Origin of the sequence: Modestobacter sp. NPDC049651 (assembly GCF_040659695.1) — a bacterium.
Taxonomy (GTDB): domain Bacteria; phylum Actinomycetota; class Actinomycetes; order Mycobacteriales; family Geodermatophilaceae; genus Modestobacter.
In genome coordinates this window covers 17188-32846 of record NZ_JBFAOG010000009.1, presented here as the reverse complement: position 1 = coordinate 32846, position 15659 = coordinate 17188, and the positions used below count along the sequence as shown (strand labels likewise).

General features: G+C 75.4%; 11 protein-coding genes and 1 pseudogene. 10 read left to right on the top strand and 2 right to left on the bottom strand.

Annotated elements, in window-relative coordinates; translation table 11 throughout:
• Positions 1–33: 33 nt before the first annotated feature.
• From AB0J00_RS13815 to nrfD, 4 genes and pseudogenes are all read left to right on the top strand, one after another.
• A complete protein-coding gene (locus tag AB0J00_RS13815; protein WP_357745256.1) occupies positions 34–705 on the top strand; it encodes a class I SAM-dependent methyltransferase in 672 nt (223 codons plus the stop codon).
• Positions 702–4055 (top strand): annotated as a pseudogene (gene fdh, locus AB0J00_RS13810) (formate dehydrogenase). Before AB0J00_RS13815 ends, fdh begins: the two are co-directional and overlap by 4 nt.
• Positions 4052–5128 (top strand): 4Fe-4S dicluster domain-containing protein, encoded by a 1077-nt coding sequence (locus AB0J00_RS13805; protein WP_357745253.1) that lies wholly within the window; start codon positions 4052–4054, stop codon positions 5126–5128. The pseudogene fdh and the gene AB0J00_RS13805 overlap by 4 nt, the downstream one beginning before the upstream one ends.
• Positions 5125–6306 (top strand): NrfD/PsrC family molybdoenzyme membrane anchor subunit, encoded by a 1182-nt coding sequence (gene nrfD, locus AB0J00_RS13800; RefSeq protein ID WP_357745251.1) that lies wholly within the window; start codon positions 5125–5127, stop codon positions 6304–6306. The genes AB0J00_RS13805 and nrfD overlap by 4 nt, the downstream gene beginning before the upstream one ends.
• 66 nt (positions 6307–6372) lie before the next feature.
• Here the strand turns inward: nrfD and AB0J00_RS13795 are convergent, their stop codons facing one another.
• Complete coding sequence (locus tag AB0J00_RS13795; protein ID WP_357745248.1) at positions 6373–7965, bottom strand: hypothetical protein; 1593 nt, start codon at positions 7963–7965, stop codon at positions 6373–6375.
• A 163-nt stretch (positions 7966–8128) separates the two neighbouring features.
• On the opposite strand from AB0J00_RS13795, the gene galE reads away from it, so the two are divergent.
• From galE to AB0J00_RS13780, 3 genes are all read left to right on the top strand, one after another.
• The gene (gene galE, locus AB0J00_RS13790) at positions 8129–9115 is read left to right on the top strand and encodes a UDP-glucose 4-epimerase GalE (protein ID WP_357745246.1); all 987 of its coding nucleotides are present in this window, start codon (positions 8129–8131) and stop codon (positions 9113–9115) included.
• A 1651-nt stretch (positions 9116–10766) separates the two neighbouring features.
• Positions 10767–10991 (top strand): hypothetical protein, encoded by a 225-nt coding sequence (locus AB0J00_RS13785; protein WP_357745243.1) that lies wholly within the window; start codon positions 10767–10769, stop codon positions 10989–10991.
• A 263-nt stretch (positions 10992–11254) separates the two neighbouring features.
• A complete protein-coding gene (locus tag AB0J00_RS13780) occupies positions 11255–11857 on the top strand; it encodes a sugar transferase (protein WP_357745241.1) in 603 nt (200 codons plus the stop codon).
• Between the two features lie 22 nt (positions 11858–11879).
• Here AB0J00_RS13780 and AB0J00_RS13775 read toward each other — a convergent pair whose 3' ends face one another.
• Positions 11880–12149, bottom strand: coding sequence for a hypothetical protein (locus AB0J00_RS13775; protein WP_357745239.1), 270 nt, complete (start codon positions 12147–12149; stop codon positions 11880–11882).
• Between the two features lie 229 nt (positions 12150–12378).
• On the opposite strand from AB0J00_RS13775, the gene AB0J00_RS13770 reads away from it, so the two are divergent.
• The 3 genes from AB0J00_RS13770 (at position 12379) to AB0J00_RS13760 (ending at position 15616) form a co-directional block, all read left to right on the top strand.
• Positions 12379–12651 carry a hypothetical protein gene (locus AB0J00_RS13770; protein WP_357745237.1) on the top strand — a complete coding sequence of 91 codons (273 nt, stop codon included), beginning with the start codon at positions 12379–12381 and terminating at the stop codon, positions 12649–12651.
• A 165-nt stretch (positions 12652–12816) separates the two neighbouring features.
• On the top strand, positions 12817–13935 hold the full coding sequence (locus AB0J00_RS13765) for a glycosyltransferase family 4 protein (protein ID WP_357745235.1): 1119 nt from the start codon (positions 12817–12819) through the stop codon (positions 13933–13935).
• A 106-nt stretch (positions 13936–14041) separates the two neighbouring features.
• Positions 14042–15616: a glycosyl hydrolase family 28-related protein gene (locus tag AB0J00_RS13760; protein ID WP_357745233.1), complete on the top strand. Its 1575-nt coding sequence runs from the start codon at positions 14042–14044 to the stop codon at positions 15614–15616.
• Positions 15617–15659: the final 43 nt, after the last annotated feature.

Sequence of the window (15659 nt, the reverse complement as noted above, 5' to 3'; positions counted from 1 at the left end):
GAAGGGGGGCCGCGGGGACGTAGGTTGCCCGGCGTGAGCGCCGCGGACGTCGCCCGGGCCTACTCCGCGCTGGCGGAGCGGTACGTCGAGCTGTTCGGCACGGTCGGCAGCGTCGACCCCGACGACCTGCGGCTCGTCGACGCCCACCTCGGCCGGCGGACCGGCCCGGTGCTCGACCTCGGCTGCGGGCCCGGGCACCTGAGCGGCTTCCTGGCCCGCACCTGCCCGGTGGTCGCCGGCATCGACCTGGTGCCGGAGTTCCTCGACCACGCCCGGCGGTCGCAGCCGGAGGCGCGGTTCGTGCGGGCGTCGCTGACCGCGCTGCCGGTCGCGGACGCCGCGGCCGCCGGGGTGCTGGCCTGGTTCTCCCTCGTCCACCTCGACCCGGCGGAGCTGGACGGCGTCCTCGGCGGCATCCGGCGGGTGCTGCGGCCCGGCGGCGTCCTGGTGGTGGGCTTCTTCGCCGGCCCGCTGGTCGAGCCGTTCGAGCACCGCGTCGTCCGGGCGCACCGCTGGCCGGTCGGGGAGCTCGCGGGCCGGCTCGCCGCGGCCGGGTTCACCGTGGTGGAACGGGCGGAGCGACCCGCCCGGGACGGGCACCGGCCGTACGCCGTCCTCGCCGCCTCGGCGGTCGGTGGGGCACGACCGACCAGGGGAGGACCGTCCTGCGCCCCGGGGGGCCGAGTGGTTGACTCCAGGGTGTGAAGACGTGGCTCGACAGCTGGCCGGTGTTCCGGCAGCTCACCGGCGCTGACCCGCTCGGCCGGGGAGCGGCCGCCCGCAGCAAGGCCACGGAGGCGACGGTCAGTCGCACCGCGACCGCGGACCGGGTCGTGAAGTCCGTGTGCCCCTACTGCGCGGTCGGCTGCGGCCAGCGCATCTTCGTGAAGGACGAGCAGATCGTCCAGATCGAGGGCGACCCCGACTCGCCCATCAGCCGCGGCCGCCTGTGCCCGAAGGGCAGCGCGAGCAAGCAGCTGGTCACCAGCCCCTCGCGGGTGACGACGGTCAAGTACCGCCGTCCATACGCGACGGAGTGGGAGGACCTCGACCTCGACACGGCGATGGAGATGATCGCCGACCGCGTGCTCGACGCCCGCCGCAAGGGGTGGCAGGACGAGGACGCCGGCAAGCGGGTCAACCGCACCATGGGGCTGGCCAGCCTCGGCGGTGCGACGCTGGACAATGAAGAGAACTACCTGATGAAGAAGCTGTACAGCGCCCTGGGCGCGGTGCAGATCGAGAACCAGGCCCGCATATAGCACTCCTCCACGGTTCCCGGTCTGGGGACCTCGTTCGGGCGTGGCGGCGCCACCAACTTCCTGGAAGACCTCGCGAACTCCGACTGCATCGTCATCGAGGGTTCGAACATGGCCGAGTGCCACCCGGTCGGGTTCCAGTGGGTGATGGAGGCCAAGGCCAAGGGCGCCAAGGTCATCCACATCGACCCGCGGTTCACCCGGACCAGCGCGGTCGCCGACCTGCACGTGCCGATCCGGCTGGGCACCGACATCGCCTTCCTCGGTGGGCTGATCAAGTACGTGCTGGACAACGACCTGTACTTCAAGGAGTACGTGGTCGCCTACACCAACGCCGCGGCGCTGGTCAGCGAGGACTTCGTCGACACCGACGACCTCGACGGCCTGTTCTCCGGCTTCGACCCGGAGACCGGTCAGTACGACGAGTCGAGCTGGCAGTACGAGAACGTCACCGAGGTGGCGGCCGCGGGCGAGCGGTCGCCCGGTCAGCCGGGCCACCCCGGTGACGCGGTCCAGCACACCGGCAACGCCGACGACCCCGCGCGGGCCGCGGAGCAGGACGCCACCAGCCAGCACCCGGCGGTGAAGTCCTCCGACCGGGGGCAGGCGGCCGGCAGCGGCGGCCCCAGCATCCCGGGGAAGCCCCGGCGGGACGAGACGCTGCAGCACCCGCGGACGGTCTTCCAGGTGCTCAAGCGGCACTTCGCCCGGTACACCCCGGAGATGGTGGCGGAGGTCTCGGGCATCGAGCCCGAGGTGTTCGAGCAGGTGGCGAAGTGGGTCACCGGCAACAGCGGCCGCGACCGGACGACGGCGTGGGTCTACTCGGTGGGCTGGACGCAGCACAGCGTGGGCGCGCAGTACATCCGCAGCGCGTCGATCCTGCAGACGCTGCTGGGCAACATGGGCCGTCCGGGCGGCGGCATCCTGGCGCTGCGCGGGCACGCGAGCATCCAGGGCTCCACCGACGTCCCGACGCTGTTCAACCTGCTGCCCGGCTACCTGCCGATGCCGCACGCCGTCCAGCACGGGTCGCTGGCCGACTACGTCGCCGAGAGCTCGGGCAAGGCCGGGTTCTGGGGCAACATGGACGCCTACATGACCAGCCTGCTCAAGGCCTGGTTCGGCGATGCCGCGCAGCCGGAGAACGACTTCCGGTTCGACTGGCTGCCGCGGATCAACGGCGACCACAGCTCCTACCGCACGATCGCGGACATGATCGCCGGCAAGGTGCACGGGTACTTCCTCGTCGGGGAGAACCCCTCCGTGGGGCACCCCAACGGGAAGATGAACCGGTTCGGGCTGGCCAACCTGGACTGGCTGGTCGTCCGCGACCTCCAGATGATCGAGTCGGCGACCTTCTGGAAGGAGGGTCCCGAGATCGAGACCGGCGAGATGGCGCCGGAGACCATCGCCACCGAGGTGTTCTTCATGCCTGCCGCCACGCACGCGGAGAAGGAGGGCACCTTCACCCAGACGCAGCGGCTGCTGCAGTGGCGCCACAAGGCGGTCGAGCCGCCGGCGGACGCCCGCAGCGACCTGTGGTTCTACTACCACCTGGGTCGGATCCTGCGGGAGCGGCTGAAGGGCTCGACCGACCCCCGGGACCAGGCGCTGCTGGGCCTGACCTGGGACTACCCGACCGTGGGCGAGACCCAGGACCCCGACGCCGAGGCGGTGCTGCGCGAGATCAACGGCGTGGGCCCCGACGGCCGGGCGCTGTCGTCCTACACCGAGATGAAGGCCGACGGGTCCACCAGCGGAGGCTGCTGGATCTACACCGGCGTCTTCGCCGACGAGGTCAACCAGGCCGCCCGGCGCAAGTCGCACCGGGAGCAGGGCCCCGTCGCCTCGGAGTGGGGCTGGGCGTGGCCGGCGAACCGGCGGATGCTCTACAACCGTGCGTCCGCCGACCCGGACGGCAAGCCGTGGAGCGAGCGCAAGCGGTACGTGTGGTGGGACGAGGAGTCCGGCCGCTGGACGGGCAACGACGTGCCGGACTTCGAGGCGACCAAGCGGCCGGACTACGTCCCGCCGGAGGGCGCCAAGGCGCAGGACGCGATCGCCGGCGTCGACCCGTTCATCATGCAGGGCGACGGGAAGGCCTGGCTGTTCGCGCCGGCGGGGTTGACCGACGGCCCCATGCCGACGCACTACGAGCCGGCCGAGTCGGTCGCGGCGAACGCCCTGTACGGCACGCAGTCGAACCCGACGATCGAGCGGATCGCCGGGCCGTGGAACCGGGAGAACCCCTCGCGCAGCGAGGTCTTCCCGTTCCAGGTGACCACCTACCGGCTCACCGAGCACCACACCGCCGGTGGCATGAGCCGCACCCTGCCCTACCTGTCCGAGCTCCAGCCGGAGTTCTTCGTCGAGGTCAGCCCCGAGCTCGCCGAGCTGCGCGGCCTGACCAACGGCGAGTTCGCCACGCTGATCAGCGCGCGGACCGCGATCGAGGCGAAGGTGCTGGTCACCGAGCGGATGCGGCCGATCAAGCTGACCGATGGCCAGGTCGTGCACCAGATCGGCATGCCCTACCACTGGTCCTACGCGGGCCTGTCGACCGGCGACAACGCCAACGACCTGCTCGGGATCGTGCTCGACGCGAACACCCACATCCAGGAGGACAAGGTCAGCACCGCCGACATCCAGCCCGGACGTCGCCCGCGCGGCCCGGAGCTGCTGGAGTACGTGGAGGACTACCGCCGCCGAGCCGGGGTGGAGTCGGGCAGGGTCGGCGTCAACGGCCGAGCCCCGGACGAGGACCCGAGCGCGATGGAAGAGGCCGGCGCATGACCACCGTCAGTTCAGCGAGCCCGGGCCTGAGCAAGGACGTCGGCGGCGTCCAGGGCAACCGGCTCTACGGTCCGCTGCCCGACGTCCAGGGTGAGGCGGGGTACGAGGAGGACCACCCGGCGCGGGTCGGGTTCTTCACCGACACCTCCGTGTGCATCGGCTGCAAGGCCTGCGAGGTCGCCTGCAAGGAGTGGAACACGCTCCCGATGGACGACTCGCACGGCGTGCAGAACCAGATGGGCCTGTCCGGCATGTCCTACGACAACACCGGCCAGCTCGGGGCGAACTCGTGGCGCCACGTCGCGTTCGTCGAGCAGAGCCGCAGCGTCGACCTGCCGATGCCGACGTTCGGCCGGCCCGGCGACGACCGCACCGACACGGGGCTGGCCGCCAACCCGGTCTCGCCGGACGCCGACAGCGTGCTGAACGCGCAGACCAACGTGCTCAACGCCGAGGCGCTGTCGCAGTTCGACCCGCAGACCGGGCAGAGCGGCGCCGACAAGCAGATCCGCTGGCTGATGAGCTCCGACGTCTGCAAGCACTGCACGCACGCCGGCTGCCTGGACGTCTGCCCGACCGGTGCGCTCTTCCGCACCGAGTTCGGCACCGTCGTGGTGCAGGGCGACATCTGCAACGGCTGCGGCTACTGCGTGCCGGCCTGCCCCTACGGCGTTATCGACAAGCGCGAGGACGACGGCCGCGTCTTCAAGTGCACGATGTGCTACGACCGGTTGACCGACGGGCTGCAGCCGGCGTGCGCCACCGCGTGCCCGACCCAGTCGATCCAGTTCGGCGACCTCGACGAGCTGCAGGCCCGGGCCGACGCCCGGCTGGCCACCCTCAAGGGCCAGGGCGTGGAGACCGCGCGGCTCTACGGCCGGGACGAGGCCGACGGCGTCGGCGGCGTGGGCGCGTTCTTCCTGCTGCTCGACGAACCGGAGGTCTACGGCTTCCCGCCGGACCCGATCGTCACCACCCGCGACCTGCCGGCCATGTGGAAGGCGGCGGCCACCGGCGCAGCGATGATCGTCGGCGTGGTCGCCTCGGCGTTCGTGGGGCGGCGGCGGAAGTGAGCGCACCGGGCAGCAACGGCCCGACCGGCAACGAGCCGGCCGGTGAGGCGCCGCTGACCCCGGGCGCCGGCTGGCACCGGGCCGCGGGGGAGGACCTCACCAACCCGCGCCGGCGCAAGCGCCGCAAGGGCGGCGGTGGCGGCGGCTGGGGCAGTGGCCGGCGCGAGGCGGCCATGGTCCCGGACGCCGAGTTCTCCTCGTACTACGGCCGGCAGATCGTCAAGACCCCCACCTGGAAGAACCCCGAGGTCCCGGTCTACTTCTTCCTCGGCGGGGCGGCCGGGACGTCGTCGGTGATCGGCGCGCTCGCCGAGTTCACCGGCCGGCCCACGCTGGCCCGCAACGCCGAGTACGTGGCCGGTGCCGCGGCGCTGGGCTCGGTGGTGCTGCTGATCGACGACCTGGGCCGACCCGAGCGCTTCCTGCACATGCTGCGGGTCTTCAAGGTGACGTCGCCGCTGTCGGTGGGGTCCTACATCCTGTCGCCGTTCAGCGCCTTCACCTCCGCGGCCGCCGGGGTGCGGTTGCTGGAGCTGAAGCCGGTCATGGGCGTCGCCGCGAAGGTGCTGCCGTTCCTGCCGAAGCTGGCCGGGGCCTTCCCGTTCCTGCGCAAGGCCTCGGCGGTGGGTGCGGCGGCGTTCGGTGGTCCGATGGCCACCTACACCGCGGTGCTGATCGCGAACACGGCCACACCCAGCTGGCACGAGGCGCACGCCGAGCTGCCGTACGTCTTCGCCGGATCGGCGATGGCGGCCGGTGGCGGGCTCACCGCGGCGCTCACCCCGGTCGCGGAGAACGGGCCGGCCCGCAAGGTCGCGCTGACCGGTGTCGCGCTCGAGCTGGCGGCGATCCAGAAGGTCGAGCACGGGCACGGCCTGCTCAGCGAGCCGTACCACGAGGGCAAGGCCGGGACGCTGCTGCGCGCGGCGAAGAAGGCCACGGTCAGCGGCGCGGCGGTGACCGCGCTGGCCGGCCGCTGGCGGGCCGGTTCGGTCGTCGGCGGCATCCTGCTGGCCGCGGGCTCCGTGATGACCCGGATGGGCATCTTCGAGGCGGGCATCGCCAGCACCAAGGACCCGAAGTACGTCGTCGTCCCGCAGCGCGAGCGGCTGCAGAAGCGGCAGGCCGCCGCGGAGAGCACGGGCGACCCGCACGAGGCCAACTCCGTCACGCGCTGAGCCCGCTCCGCGCCGACGCCGTCCCCGGGAGCCCGGTCCGCCACGAGGTGGGCCGGGCTCCCGGCGTCAGAGGGAGGGACCGATGTGCGGGTCCGGCCTCCGGCCGGTCAGGGCGAGCACCCGCCGGACCCCGGCGAGGGGGGCGAAAGCGTCCCGGTACCAGTCGAACACCAGCCGGTCGCCGCTGATGTTGAGGGTGTGCGGACCCTTCCGGTCCGGGAAGCGGACCTCGCCGATCCGCCGCTCCCGGTACGCCGTCGGCGTCAACCGGTCGACCGAGAAGGCGAACAGGCCGTCGCCGTAGCCGGACGAGAAGTCCTGGCCGAACCGGAGGAGCGTCTCGCCGGAGCGGACCAGGCCGCCGGCCATCCGCGCCCCGCGGGGGGAGACGAGCACCGGGCTCGCCGGGTGCGGGCGGAACGGCGCGGTCAGCGAGTCGGCGACCCAGAGGAACAGCGCGCCGTTGCCCACCCGCTCGAGGTTGCCGAACAGGTACACGTGGCCGCCGTGCTCGACGAGCGTGGGGTCCAGGAGCCGCGCGTCCGGCCGGAGGTCCAGCGTCACCGGTGCGGTCAGCTCGCCGTCGGCGAGCACGTAGGCGCTCGGCCCCGCCCACGAGGCCGTCTCCGGGACGACGTGCTCCCGGCCGGCCAGGGTGACCGTGGCCGGGTAGGAGAAGTGCCCGCCGGCAGGCGACACCCGGCGGTGCTGCCCGTCCTGGACGAGGACGATCTCGCCGCGCCCGGTGCTGGCCCGCAGCGCCTCCACCAGGATGCCCGGGGGATCGGAGCTGAAGAACGGGTCGGCGTAGAAGACGTAGCCGCGGGGCGGGCGCAGCGTGTCCCACGTCCCGGGGTCCGGCAGCACCGTGCCGTCCCGGAGGGCGGTGAGGGGGTCCGCCGGCGCCGGGGCGGTCGAGACCGCCCACCGCTTCTCGACGACCGCCCCGTAGACCAGCCGCCGGACCCGCCGGCGGGCGGTGGCGACCGCGAGCCGGGCGACGTCGACGACCGATGCGGCGTCCGCGGGCCGGCCGGCGACGTCGTCACCGGCCGGCAGCGCCCCGGACCCGACCTGCTGCACGGCCCGGTCCAGCAGCAGCGGGACGTGCCGGTGCGCCTCGGCCACGGTGGCCCGGTAGGAGTGCGGGTGCACCTTCGTCTCGGCGGAGGCGACGACGTGCCCGCTGCCGAGCACCTCCACTCCCTGGGTGAGCACCGGGTCGCCGCGGAGCATCTCGCGGAGGGCCACCGGGCTGTCCCGGTGGCGGGTGGGGGAGCCGATGTGGAGCGCGAGGACGGGCAGCGGGAGGCCGGCCGGGGCCCGGAGCGCGCGGCGGCCCAGGTGCAGGGCGAGCGAGAAGCCGCCGTCCCGCAGGCGGTCGACGACGTGCGGCGGGAGGACGTCGACGGCTCCGTCGCGGACCGGCGCGAACTCGACGACCTCGACGACCCGCTTGCGGCCCTGCGCCACCGGGACGCTCCTCGCCGTGGCGCGCGGCCCGAGCAGCGCGGAGGCCCTGCCCCGACCGGGCCGGCCGACGCCGACCGCGGAGAAGACGCTCAGCTCCTCGCAGCCCCCCAGCGCGTCGAGGGCGTCGAGGGCGTACGCCGGGACCCTGCCGTCGTCGACGATGACGGCGATCTCGAGCCGGCCCATGCCCCTCCGCCCTGAGCTGTCCCCTGCGGCCCTGCCGGGCGCACGGTATCGGTCCGCAGCCGCCCAACGTCCAGGGAGCGGAGCCGGTTCCGGCGGCGCGGACCGTTCCGGGACGGGGTGCGAAGGCATCCGGCGCGGCCGCTGGTGCCACTAGGGTCCGCGCATGACCTGGATGGTGACCGGGGGCGCCGGCTACATCGGCGGGCACGTGGTCGACGCGATGCGGGCCGCCGGGAACGAGGTCGTCGTCCTGGACGACCTCTCCACCGGGGTCCCCGGGCGGATCGCCGACGTGCCGCTGGTCCGTGCGAGCGTGCTCGACGGGTCGGCCGTCGCCGACGCGGTGCGCCGCCACGGGGTCACCGGGATCGTGCACCTGGCGGGCAAGAAGCAGGTCGAGGAGTCCGTCCGGCTGCCGCTGCACTACTACCGGGAGAACGTCGAGGGCCTGCGGACGCTGCTCGAGGCGGCGACCGCCGGAGGCGTGGGCACCTTCGTGTTCAGCTCCAGCGCAGCGGTGTACGGCGCACCGGACGTCGACCTGGTGCGCGAGGACCTGCCCTGCCGGCCGATCAACCCCTACGGGCAGACCAAGCTGGTGGGCGAGGCGATGCTGGCGGACGTCGCGCGGGCCACCGGGCTGCGGCACGTCAGCCTGCGCTACTTCAACGTGGTCGGTGCCGGCCGCCCCGAGCTGGCCGACCGGGGCGCGTCGAACCTCGTGCCCATGGTCTTCCGGCGGCTGGACGAGCGGGCGGCACCGCTGGTGTTCGGCGACGACTTCCCGACACCGGACGGCACCTGCGTCCGCGACTTCGTCCACGTCGCGGACATCGCGTCGGCGCACGTCGCCGCGGCGCGCGCGCTGGCCGCGGGCGACCTGGACGCCCTGGTCGCGAACATCGGCCGCGGGGCGGGCGTCTCGGTGCGCGAGATGGTCGCGGTGATCCGCGAGGTCACCGGCACGGCGGACGAGCCGTGGGCCGAGCCGGTGGTCGTCGGCCGGCGGGCGGGGGACGCCGCCCGCGTGGTGGCGGCCGCGGACACCATGCGGACGACGCTCGGCTGGACCGCCCGGTACGGGGTGCGCGAGATGGTCGACTCCGCCTGGGCCGGGTGGACGGCGTCGCGCAGCCCGGCCGCTCCCTGACCGGCGACCGCCCGCACGGCTCTCGCCGTCCGTGGCCGCCCACCGGCCGGGCGACGCGGTGCGCGGGGGCGGGGCCGCCACGCTCGGTGACGTACACGCGCGGGAGGCGGCGCAATGCGGCGGGCATCGCCCCTCCGCCTTGACGCGCTGCTGTCGCGGCAAGACGGTACGGAGCGTGGCTGCCGCCGTCGGGTCCTCGGACCGGCGATGGGTGCTGCCCCGATCGGGCGGCCGTCTCGGTGCTCCGCCCCGGCGCTGGCCTCGCCGGGTGCTGCAGGCCGTCCTCGTGCTCGGCGGGTGGGCCGTGCTGCTCCTGCTGGCCGGGCCGGCGCAGGCGGACGACGCCGCCGATGCGGACGTGCCGGGAGCGCTCGTGACCGTCGCGAGCGACGACTCCCCGGCCGAGGAACCGGCGGCCGGGGAGCCGGAGCAGGTGGCCGAGGAGCCCGCGCCGGAGGGACCGGCGGCCGAGGCGCCGGTGGCGGAGGAACCGGCGGCCGAGGCGCCGGTGGCCGAGGTGCCGCCGGCCGAGGAGCCGGCGCACGAGGAACCGTCGACCGAGCGGCCCACCGCGGAGGAGCCGGCACCCGGTGCGCCGACCGCGCCGGCGGAGGAGCAGGCCGCGCCGGCGAGCGGGTCCGCAGCCGCGCCCGTCCCGGTGGCGCCGCCCGCGGCGCCGCCTGCCCCTGCCCCTGCCCCTGCGCCCGCTGCCTCCGCCCCGCAGCCCGCTGCCTCCCCGGGACCCGCTGCCGGGCCTCCGGTTGCCCCGGCTCCGGAGCCTGCCGCCCCCGTCCCCGCCACCGTGGTCCCACCGGCGGCTACAGCAGCCGCCGCCGCGGACGAGGACCACCGTGCGTGCCGGCGTCCGGCGGTCCGCTGGCGCGCCGCGGTGCCGCGCCACCCGGTCGTGGCCCTGGACCGCCCGGTGTGCGGGAACCGTCCGGTGGTGCCCGCCGTCGGTGCTCCGCCGTCCCCGGCGGTACCCGCCGAGGCCGCGCCGGGGCACGATCCGGAGCCGGCCGCCCCGCAGCCGGGCACACCGAGCACGCCGGGCGGCAGCCCGTCACCGACGACCGGAGCCCCCGCGACCACCTCGGGGACGCCGGAGCGACCGGCCGCCGCGCCCGTTCCCCCGGTCGCTCCCCCCGTGCCCACGGCCTGCCCCGCCCGGGGCGCGGGTGCGGCGACGACCACTGCGACCACGACCACGACCACGACGACCACGGCCGGCGCGGTCGTCGCCCCGACGTCCACGACGGCCGGGTCGGACTGCTCGCCGACCACCCCGCCGACCACCTCGCCGGCCGCAGCACCCGCGTCGCCCGACAGCGCCCCGGTGCTGGGTCCGGTCGTGCCCCGCGCCGTCACCGTGCCGCCCGGCGCGCTCGCGACCACGGGGCCGGCCGCGGCGTCCCCGGGTGCGGCTGTCCTGGCGCCCGGGCCCGGCCCGGTGGCCGGTGCGGCCGACCGTGAGCGGCCGGGCACGGTCCTCCCGGCACGCGCACCGCTCCCGCGGGGGAACGGCGCCCATCTCGTCCCCCGGGGAGCCCCGCGGCCGGTCGGACACCACGCGGTCTCCGCGGCCGCCTCGGTCGTCCCCTCGCGGGTCCCGGCCGGACCGGTCCCGCTCGCGCCGGCGACGCCTGCGCCCGTGCACGCGCCGGCTCCCGCCCCGTCTGCGCCCACCCCCGGCGGCACCTCGGCCGGCGAGGGCTCCGGGACCGCGGCCGGCCACGCGGGAGGCACCCCGCTGCTGCTGGCGACGCTCTCCCGGTCGGCCGCCGGACAGGCCGTGGTGACCGGCTCGCGCCAGCCCGTCGACGCCGGCGGGCGGGTCGCCGGCAGCCCGGCCGACCCCGCCAGCACCCCCGACTGACCTGCCCGCGGACGGCCCTCGACCGGGTCGCCGTCCGGCTCCTGCGCGGCTCCTGCCGGGAACCCTCCCGATGGCCGCGGATGCCGGACGCCGACGGAGCGCTCCGCTCCATGCACCGCGCCCGCGCGCACCCAGACACCCGGCACCAGCCCTCGCGCTGGTCCGTTCCCCGGCGCTCCGCCGGGACGGGAGTGAACACCCATGAACGACGCGACGACCGACCTCGCGGGGACCGCCCCGCTCGACCGGCGGGTGGGCGCGCCATGTCGCTGACCCCCGATGCCCGGTACCCGGACGGCCGCGGCCGCCTGCTGCTGAAGTCCGTGCTCGACCGGTCCCTGGCTGCCGTCCTGCTGCTGGTCGCCGGGGCGTGGATGCTGCTGATCGCCCTCGCCATCCGGCTGGACGGACCCGGGCCCGTCCTGGTCCGGGAACGCCGGGTCGGCCGGGGTGGCCGCGAGTTCTGGCTGCTGCGGTTCCGCAGCAGCGTGCTGGAGGCACCCCGGCATGTCGGTTCCGAGGCCCGGGGACCGGTGCCGGCGCGGGTGGCCGTGGCGACCCGGGTCGGTCGCGTGGTCCGCGGCTGCTACCTCGACGAGCTGCCCAAGCTGCTCAACGTGCTGCGCGGCGACCTGTCCTTCGTCGGCCCCCCGCCGCTCAGCCCCCGGTCGGCCGCCGCCGACCGGCTCCCGGCCCTGCCGGTGCGCCCCGGCCTCACGGGGCTGTACTCCCGCGGGCCCCGGCCGGGGACCCCCGCCGCGCCGCTGGACGTCGACGAGTACCTGCGCAACTACTCGATCGCCCTCGACCTGTCGATCCTGCGGCGCGCACTGCGCCCCGGGCGGCCGGGCACCGATGTCCGCTGACCCCGGGCCCCGGGTGGGCGGATCAGCGCCGGCGGCGGCCCGGCCGCCGGGCGGACGGCGGGAGACCGTGGCCCGACGGGTGCTGGACGGTGCCCCGGGAAGCCGGCGGGAGCGCCGGACCGCGCCCGACGGGCCGGGCAGCGCCGGTGGGCGCCGGCAACCGGTCCTGCCGCTGGTCCCGCGCGTCGCGCTCCTGGCGGGCGTCGGCGCGCCGCAGCGCCCGGCCGATGACCACGCTCACCGCGGCCGTGCCGGTCAGCCACACGAGGCCGACGATCAGCGCCTGGAGCATCGGGTTCTCTCTTCGTCGTGCCCGACCCCGCGCTCGGTCGTGCCGATTCCCGAGGGACGACTCCCCTGGAAGATAGCCGTCGCGACGCCACCCGGACCGCCGTCCCCAGGGGCCGGGGTGCGACTGCCGACGCGCCCCACCGTCGGTCGGAACGGTGCGTGTCCGGGAACTGGGGAACGGGTAACGTCCCGGCGGCCGGACGGACCCCGGCCGGGCGGAGGCGACGACGATGCGGGTGGTGCTGCCGCTCGCGCTCGCGGTGCTGCTCGTCGCCGTCCTCGGCCTGGTGGCGGGGGCTCTCGCCCGGCGCGCCGACCGGCACGACGAGGCCTGGGCGGCGGGCCCCGCCCGGCTCCGCTGGGCGCTGCGCCGTCGCGGGCGCAGCCGCCGGTCCCGTCCCGGTCCGGCCGGGCGGTCGTGCCCTCCGGTGGGGTCGACGCCGTCGGCCCTGCCCGGTCGACGGCGACCGGTGCGCGAGGCCGAGGACGACCACGCCGGGTAGTCACACCGGTACGCGAGGCGGTGTGTCGACCGTGTCCGGGCTCGCCGGCCTGGGATGAACCTGTGAAGTGTGCACAACCGGGCACGTGCCCGCTCTTCGTCCCTAGAGTGCCCGCATGTCCGGGGTGCACCAGGGGAACGGTCGCCGCCACGCGCGGTGCGGTCGATGACCCCGCCGTCGCTCGTCGTCGGCGGTTCGTACGGCGCCGGGGCCGCCAGCATGCGGGTGCGCGTGCTCCAGTGGCTGCGGTTCCTCGACCTCGGGGCCGAGGTGCACGACTACCTGGGCACGTCGAACGTGCGGCCGGCCACGCTGCTGCGGCGGCCGCTGGACGTCCTCGGCGCCGAGGTCGAGCTGGCCCGGTTCAGCTCCCGGGCCCGGCCCGAGCGGTTGCTGATCTCGCGCTCGATGGGGCCGTTCACCCGGGGGCGGGCGGAGGCCGCGCTGCTCACCCGGGCCGGGCGGGGCGTCTACGACTTCGACGACGCGCTGTTCGACGACCGGCGCGGTGGCGTGCACGGGTTCTTCGGGGAGGCGACCGCCTGGGAGCGCTCGGTCCGGGCAGCCGACGTGGTGCTGGCCGGCAACGACCACCTGGCCTCGGCCGCGGCCCGGCTCAACCCGAACGTCGAGGTGCTCCCGACCTGCGTGGAACCGTCGGACTACCCGCTGAAGCAGCAGTACGCCGTCGGGTCGGTGCCCCGGCTGGTCTGGCTGGGCTCGCCGGTCAACGAGCGCTACGTCGTGGCCGTGGCGCCGGCGCTGCTGGAGGTGCACCGGCGCACCGGGGCGCGGCTGACGATGATCAGCGCGGGCGACCGGCGGCTGGGGGCGCTGGACGCGATGACCGACCGGGTGCAGTGGGCCGGCGCGCGCACCGACGCCCTGCTGGCGGAGTCGGACGTCGGCATCATGCCGCTCCCCGACACGCCCTACGAGCGGGGCAAGTGCGCCTACAAGCTGCTCCAGTACGCGGCTGCCGGGCTGCCCGCGGTGGCCACGCCGATCGGCGTGAACGCCGTCGTGGTGGACCAGGTCCGCGGGCTCGCGGCCCGCGACCACGACGAGTGGGTGCAGGCCCTGGTCACCCTGCTGGAGGAGTCTGGGGACGCCCGCCGGGTGCGGGGCCGGGCTGCGCGCGCCGCGGTGGAGCAGCACTACAGCTACCGCGCCTGGCAGCACCTCTTCTGCGCGGCGCTGGCGCTGCCCGCGACGAGCCCGGTGCCGCCGGCCGCCACACCGCCCCCCGGCCAGCTGCCGGCCCAGCCGGCCGCCCCGGCCTGACGGGCCGCGCGTGGACGGTCCCACCCGCAGCGCCCACCCCGGACAGGACGGAACCGGACCCGTGACGGCCCCCGGTCGGAGCGCCCGCCGCCGGCGACGGGCCTGGGTGGCGGCAGCCGTGGCGGTGCTCGCGGTCGTCGGGCTCCTCGGCTGGGTGCTCGGCCGCGGCGGCGAGGACGACGCCGCTGCCCCACCGCGCACCGCCACCGGGGCGCCCACCTGCAGCGGCGAGCCCGGTGCCCCCGCCACCCCGGCACCGGCCGGACCCGCGCCCGGGGCCGTGGACGTGCGCGACTTCGGCGCGGTCGGCGACGGGGTCACCGACGACGCGCCGGCGATCCGGCGGGCGCTGGCGGCGGCGACCGCCGTCCACGTCCCGGCCGGCAGCTACCTCCTGGACAGCTTCGACAGCCCACGGACCGGCCTGGTCACCGCCGACTTCGTCTTCTCCCTCCGGAGCGGGCAGGTGCTCACCGCCGACCCGGGCGCGGTGTTCCGGATGGCCGACGGAGCGGTCACCGGCTCGTCGGCGGCCTGGGGCGGCAACGTCTTCCTCGCCCCGGCCGTGCACGACATCGTCATCTCCGGGCTGACGCTGGACCTGAACGGGCCGGGCAACCTCGTGCCCGCGGGGCGGGTCATCACCGGCTACGGCCTGTACGCCTACGACAGCGAGCACGTCCGGCTGAGCGACGTCACGATGCTCGACACCCCGGGCCAGAACTACGTGGTCGCCCAGGGCGGGGGGACCGACATCCGGGTGGAGCGGTCCACCTTCCGGAACGGGGGGACCTCGATCCCCGGGAACCGCAACCAGGACGACTTCTCCGCGCTCTACTTCACCGCCACCGACGTCGTCGTCGACCAGGTCACCATCGAGCACGACCAGCCGCCGTTCGACTTCAGCGGCGGCGTCGAGCTGCACGGGTCGCGCGAGTCCGTCACCGCCAGCCGGGTCGAGCAGAGCTGGCCGGCGGTCTACATCGGGCCGGACGCGAAGGCCGGGGGGCCGGTCCAGCAGGACGTCACGGTGGCCTGCAACAGCTTCACCGACGTCGGCCGCGGGGTGGTGTTCAACGCCGGTGGGACCAAGCCGATCGACGGGGTGCGCATCACGCAGAACGACGTCGAGCTGGCCAGGTTCGACGCGTTCCCCACCGAACCGACCCGGGGGATCGACCAGGACATGCCGACCGAGCCGGCGTGGACCTACCACCACGTCATCACCGGCCTCGAGGTCGACCGCAACCGGATCACGGACACCGACGGCACCTCCGACGCGGCGGTCCGGTTGTCCCAGGTGCAGGGCGCGACGATCACCGGCAACGACCTGCGCGGCACCTCCCGGGCCGCCCTCGAGCTGCACAGCTCCCCCTGGGGCACGAAGAACGTGACCTTCGAGCGCAACACCGTCGAGTGGCTGGGGCACGCGCCGGCGGTGGCGCTGTCGCTGGGTGGCCGGTCCACCGACCCACCCGTCGCGGCCTTCACCGCCGACGACATCACCGTGGCGCACAACCGGATCAGCCGGGGGGACGGCCGGTCGGGCAGGTGCGCGATCTACGCCGACTGGAACGCCCACGCCGGGGTGTCCGCGGTGCGCGCCTACGGCAACACCGTGGCCGGCGACACCCCCGGACGTTGCGGACCACGGGCGGCGCAACTGCAGGGGAGCCCGTGATGACGGCCCACGCCGAGGTGCCCGCGCCGCAGGTCAGAGCGGC

Excerpts from the sequence above, each read along its gene's own strand:
- AB0J00_RS13805 (WP_357745253.1), top strand. The coding sequence starts at position 4,052 with ATGACCACCGTCAGTTCAGCGAGCCCGGGCCTGAGCAAGGACGTCGGC.
- AB0J00_RS13795 (WP_357745248.1), bottom strand. The coding sequence starts at position 7,965 with ATGGGCCGGCTCGAGATCGCCGTCATCGTCGACGACGGCAGGGTCCCG.
- galE (WP_357745246.1), top strand. The coding sequence starts at position 8,129 with ATGACCTGGATGGTGACCGGGGGCGCCGGCTACATCGGCGGGCACGTG.
- AB0J00_RS13780 (WP_357745241.1), top strand. The coding sequence starts at position 11,255 with ATGTCGCTGACCCCCGATGCCCGGTACCCGGACGGCCGCGGCCGCCTG.
- AB0J00_RS13775 (WP_357745239.1), bottom strand. The coding sequence starts at position 12,149 with ATGCTCCAGGCGCTGATCGTCGGCCTCGTGTGGCTGACCGGCACGGCC.
- AB0J00_RS13770 (WP_357745237.1), top strand. The coding sequence starts at position 12,379 with ATGCGGGTGGTGCTGCCGCTCGCGCTCGCGGTGCTGCTCGTCGCCGTC.
- AB0J00_RS13765 (WP_357745235.1), top strand. The coding sequence starts at position 12,817 with ATGACCCCGCCGTCGCTCGTCGTCGGCGGTTCGTACGGCGCCGGGGCC.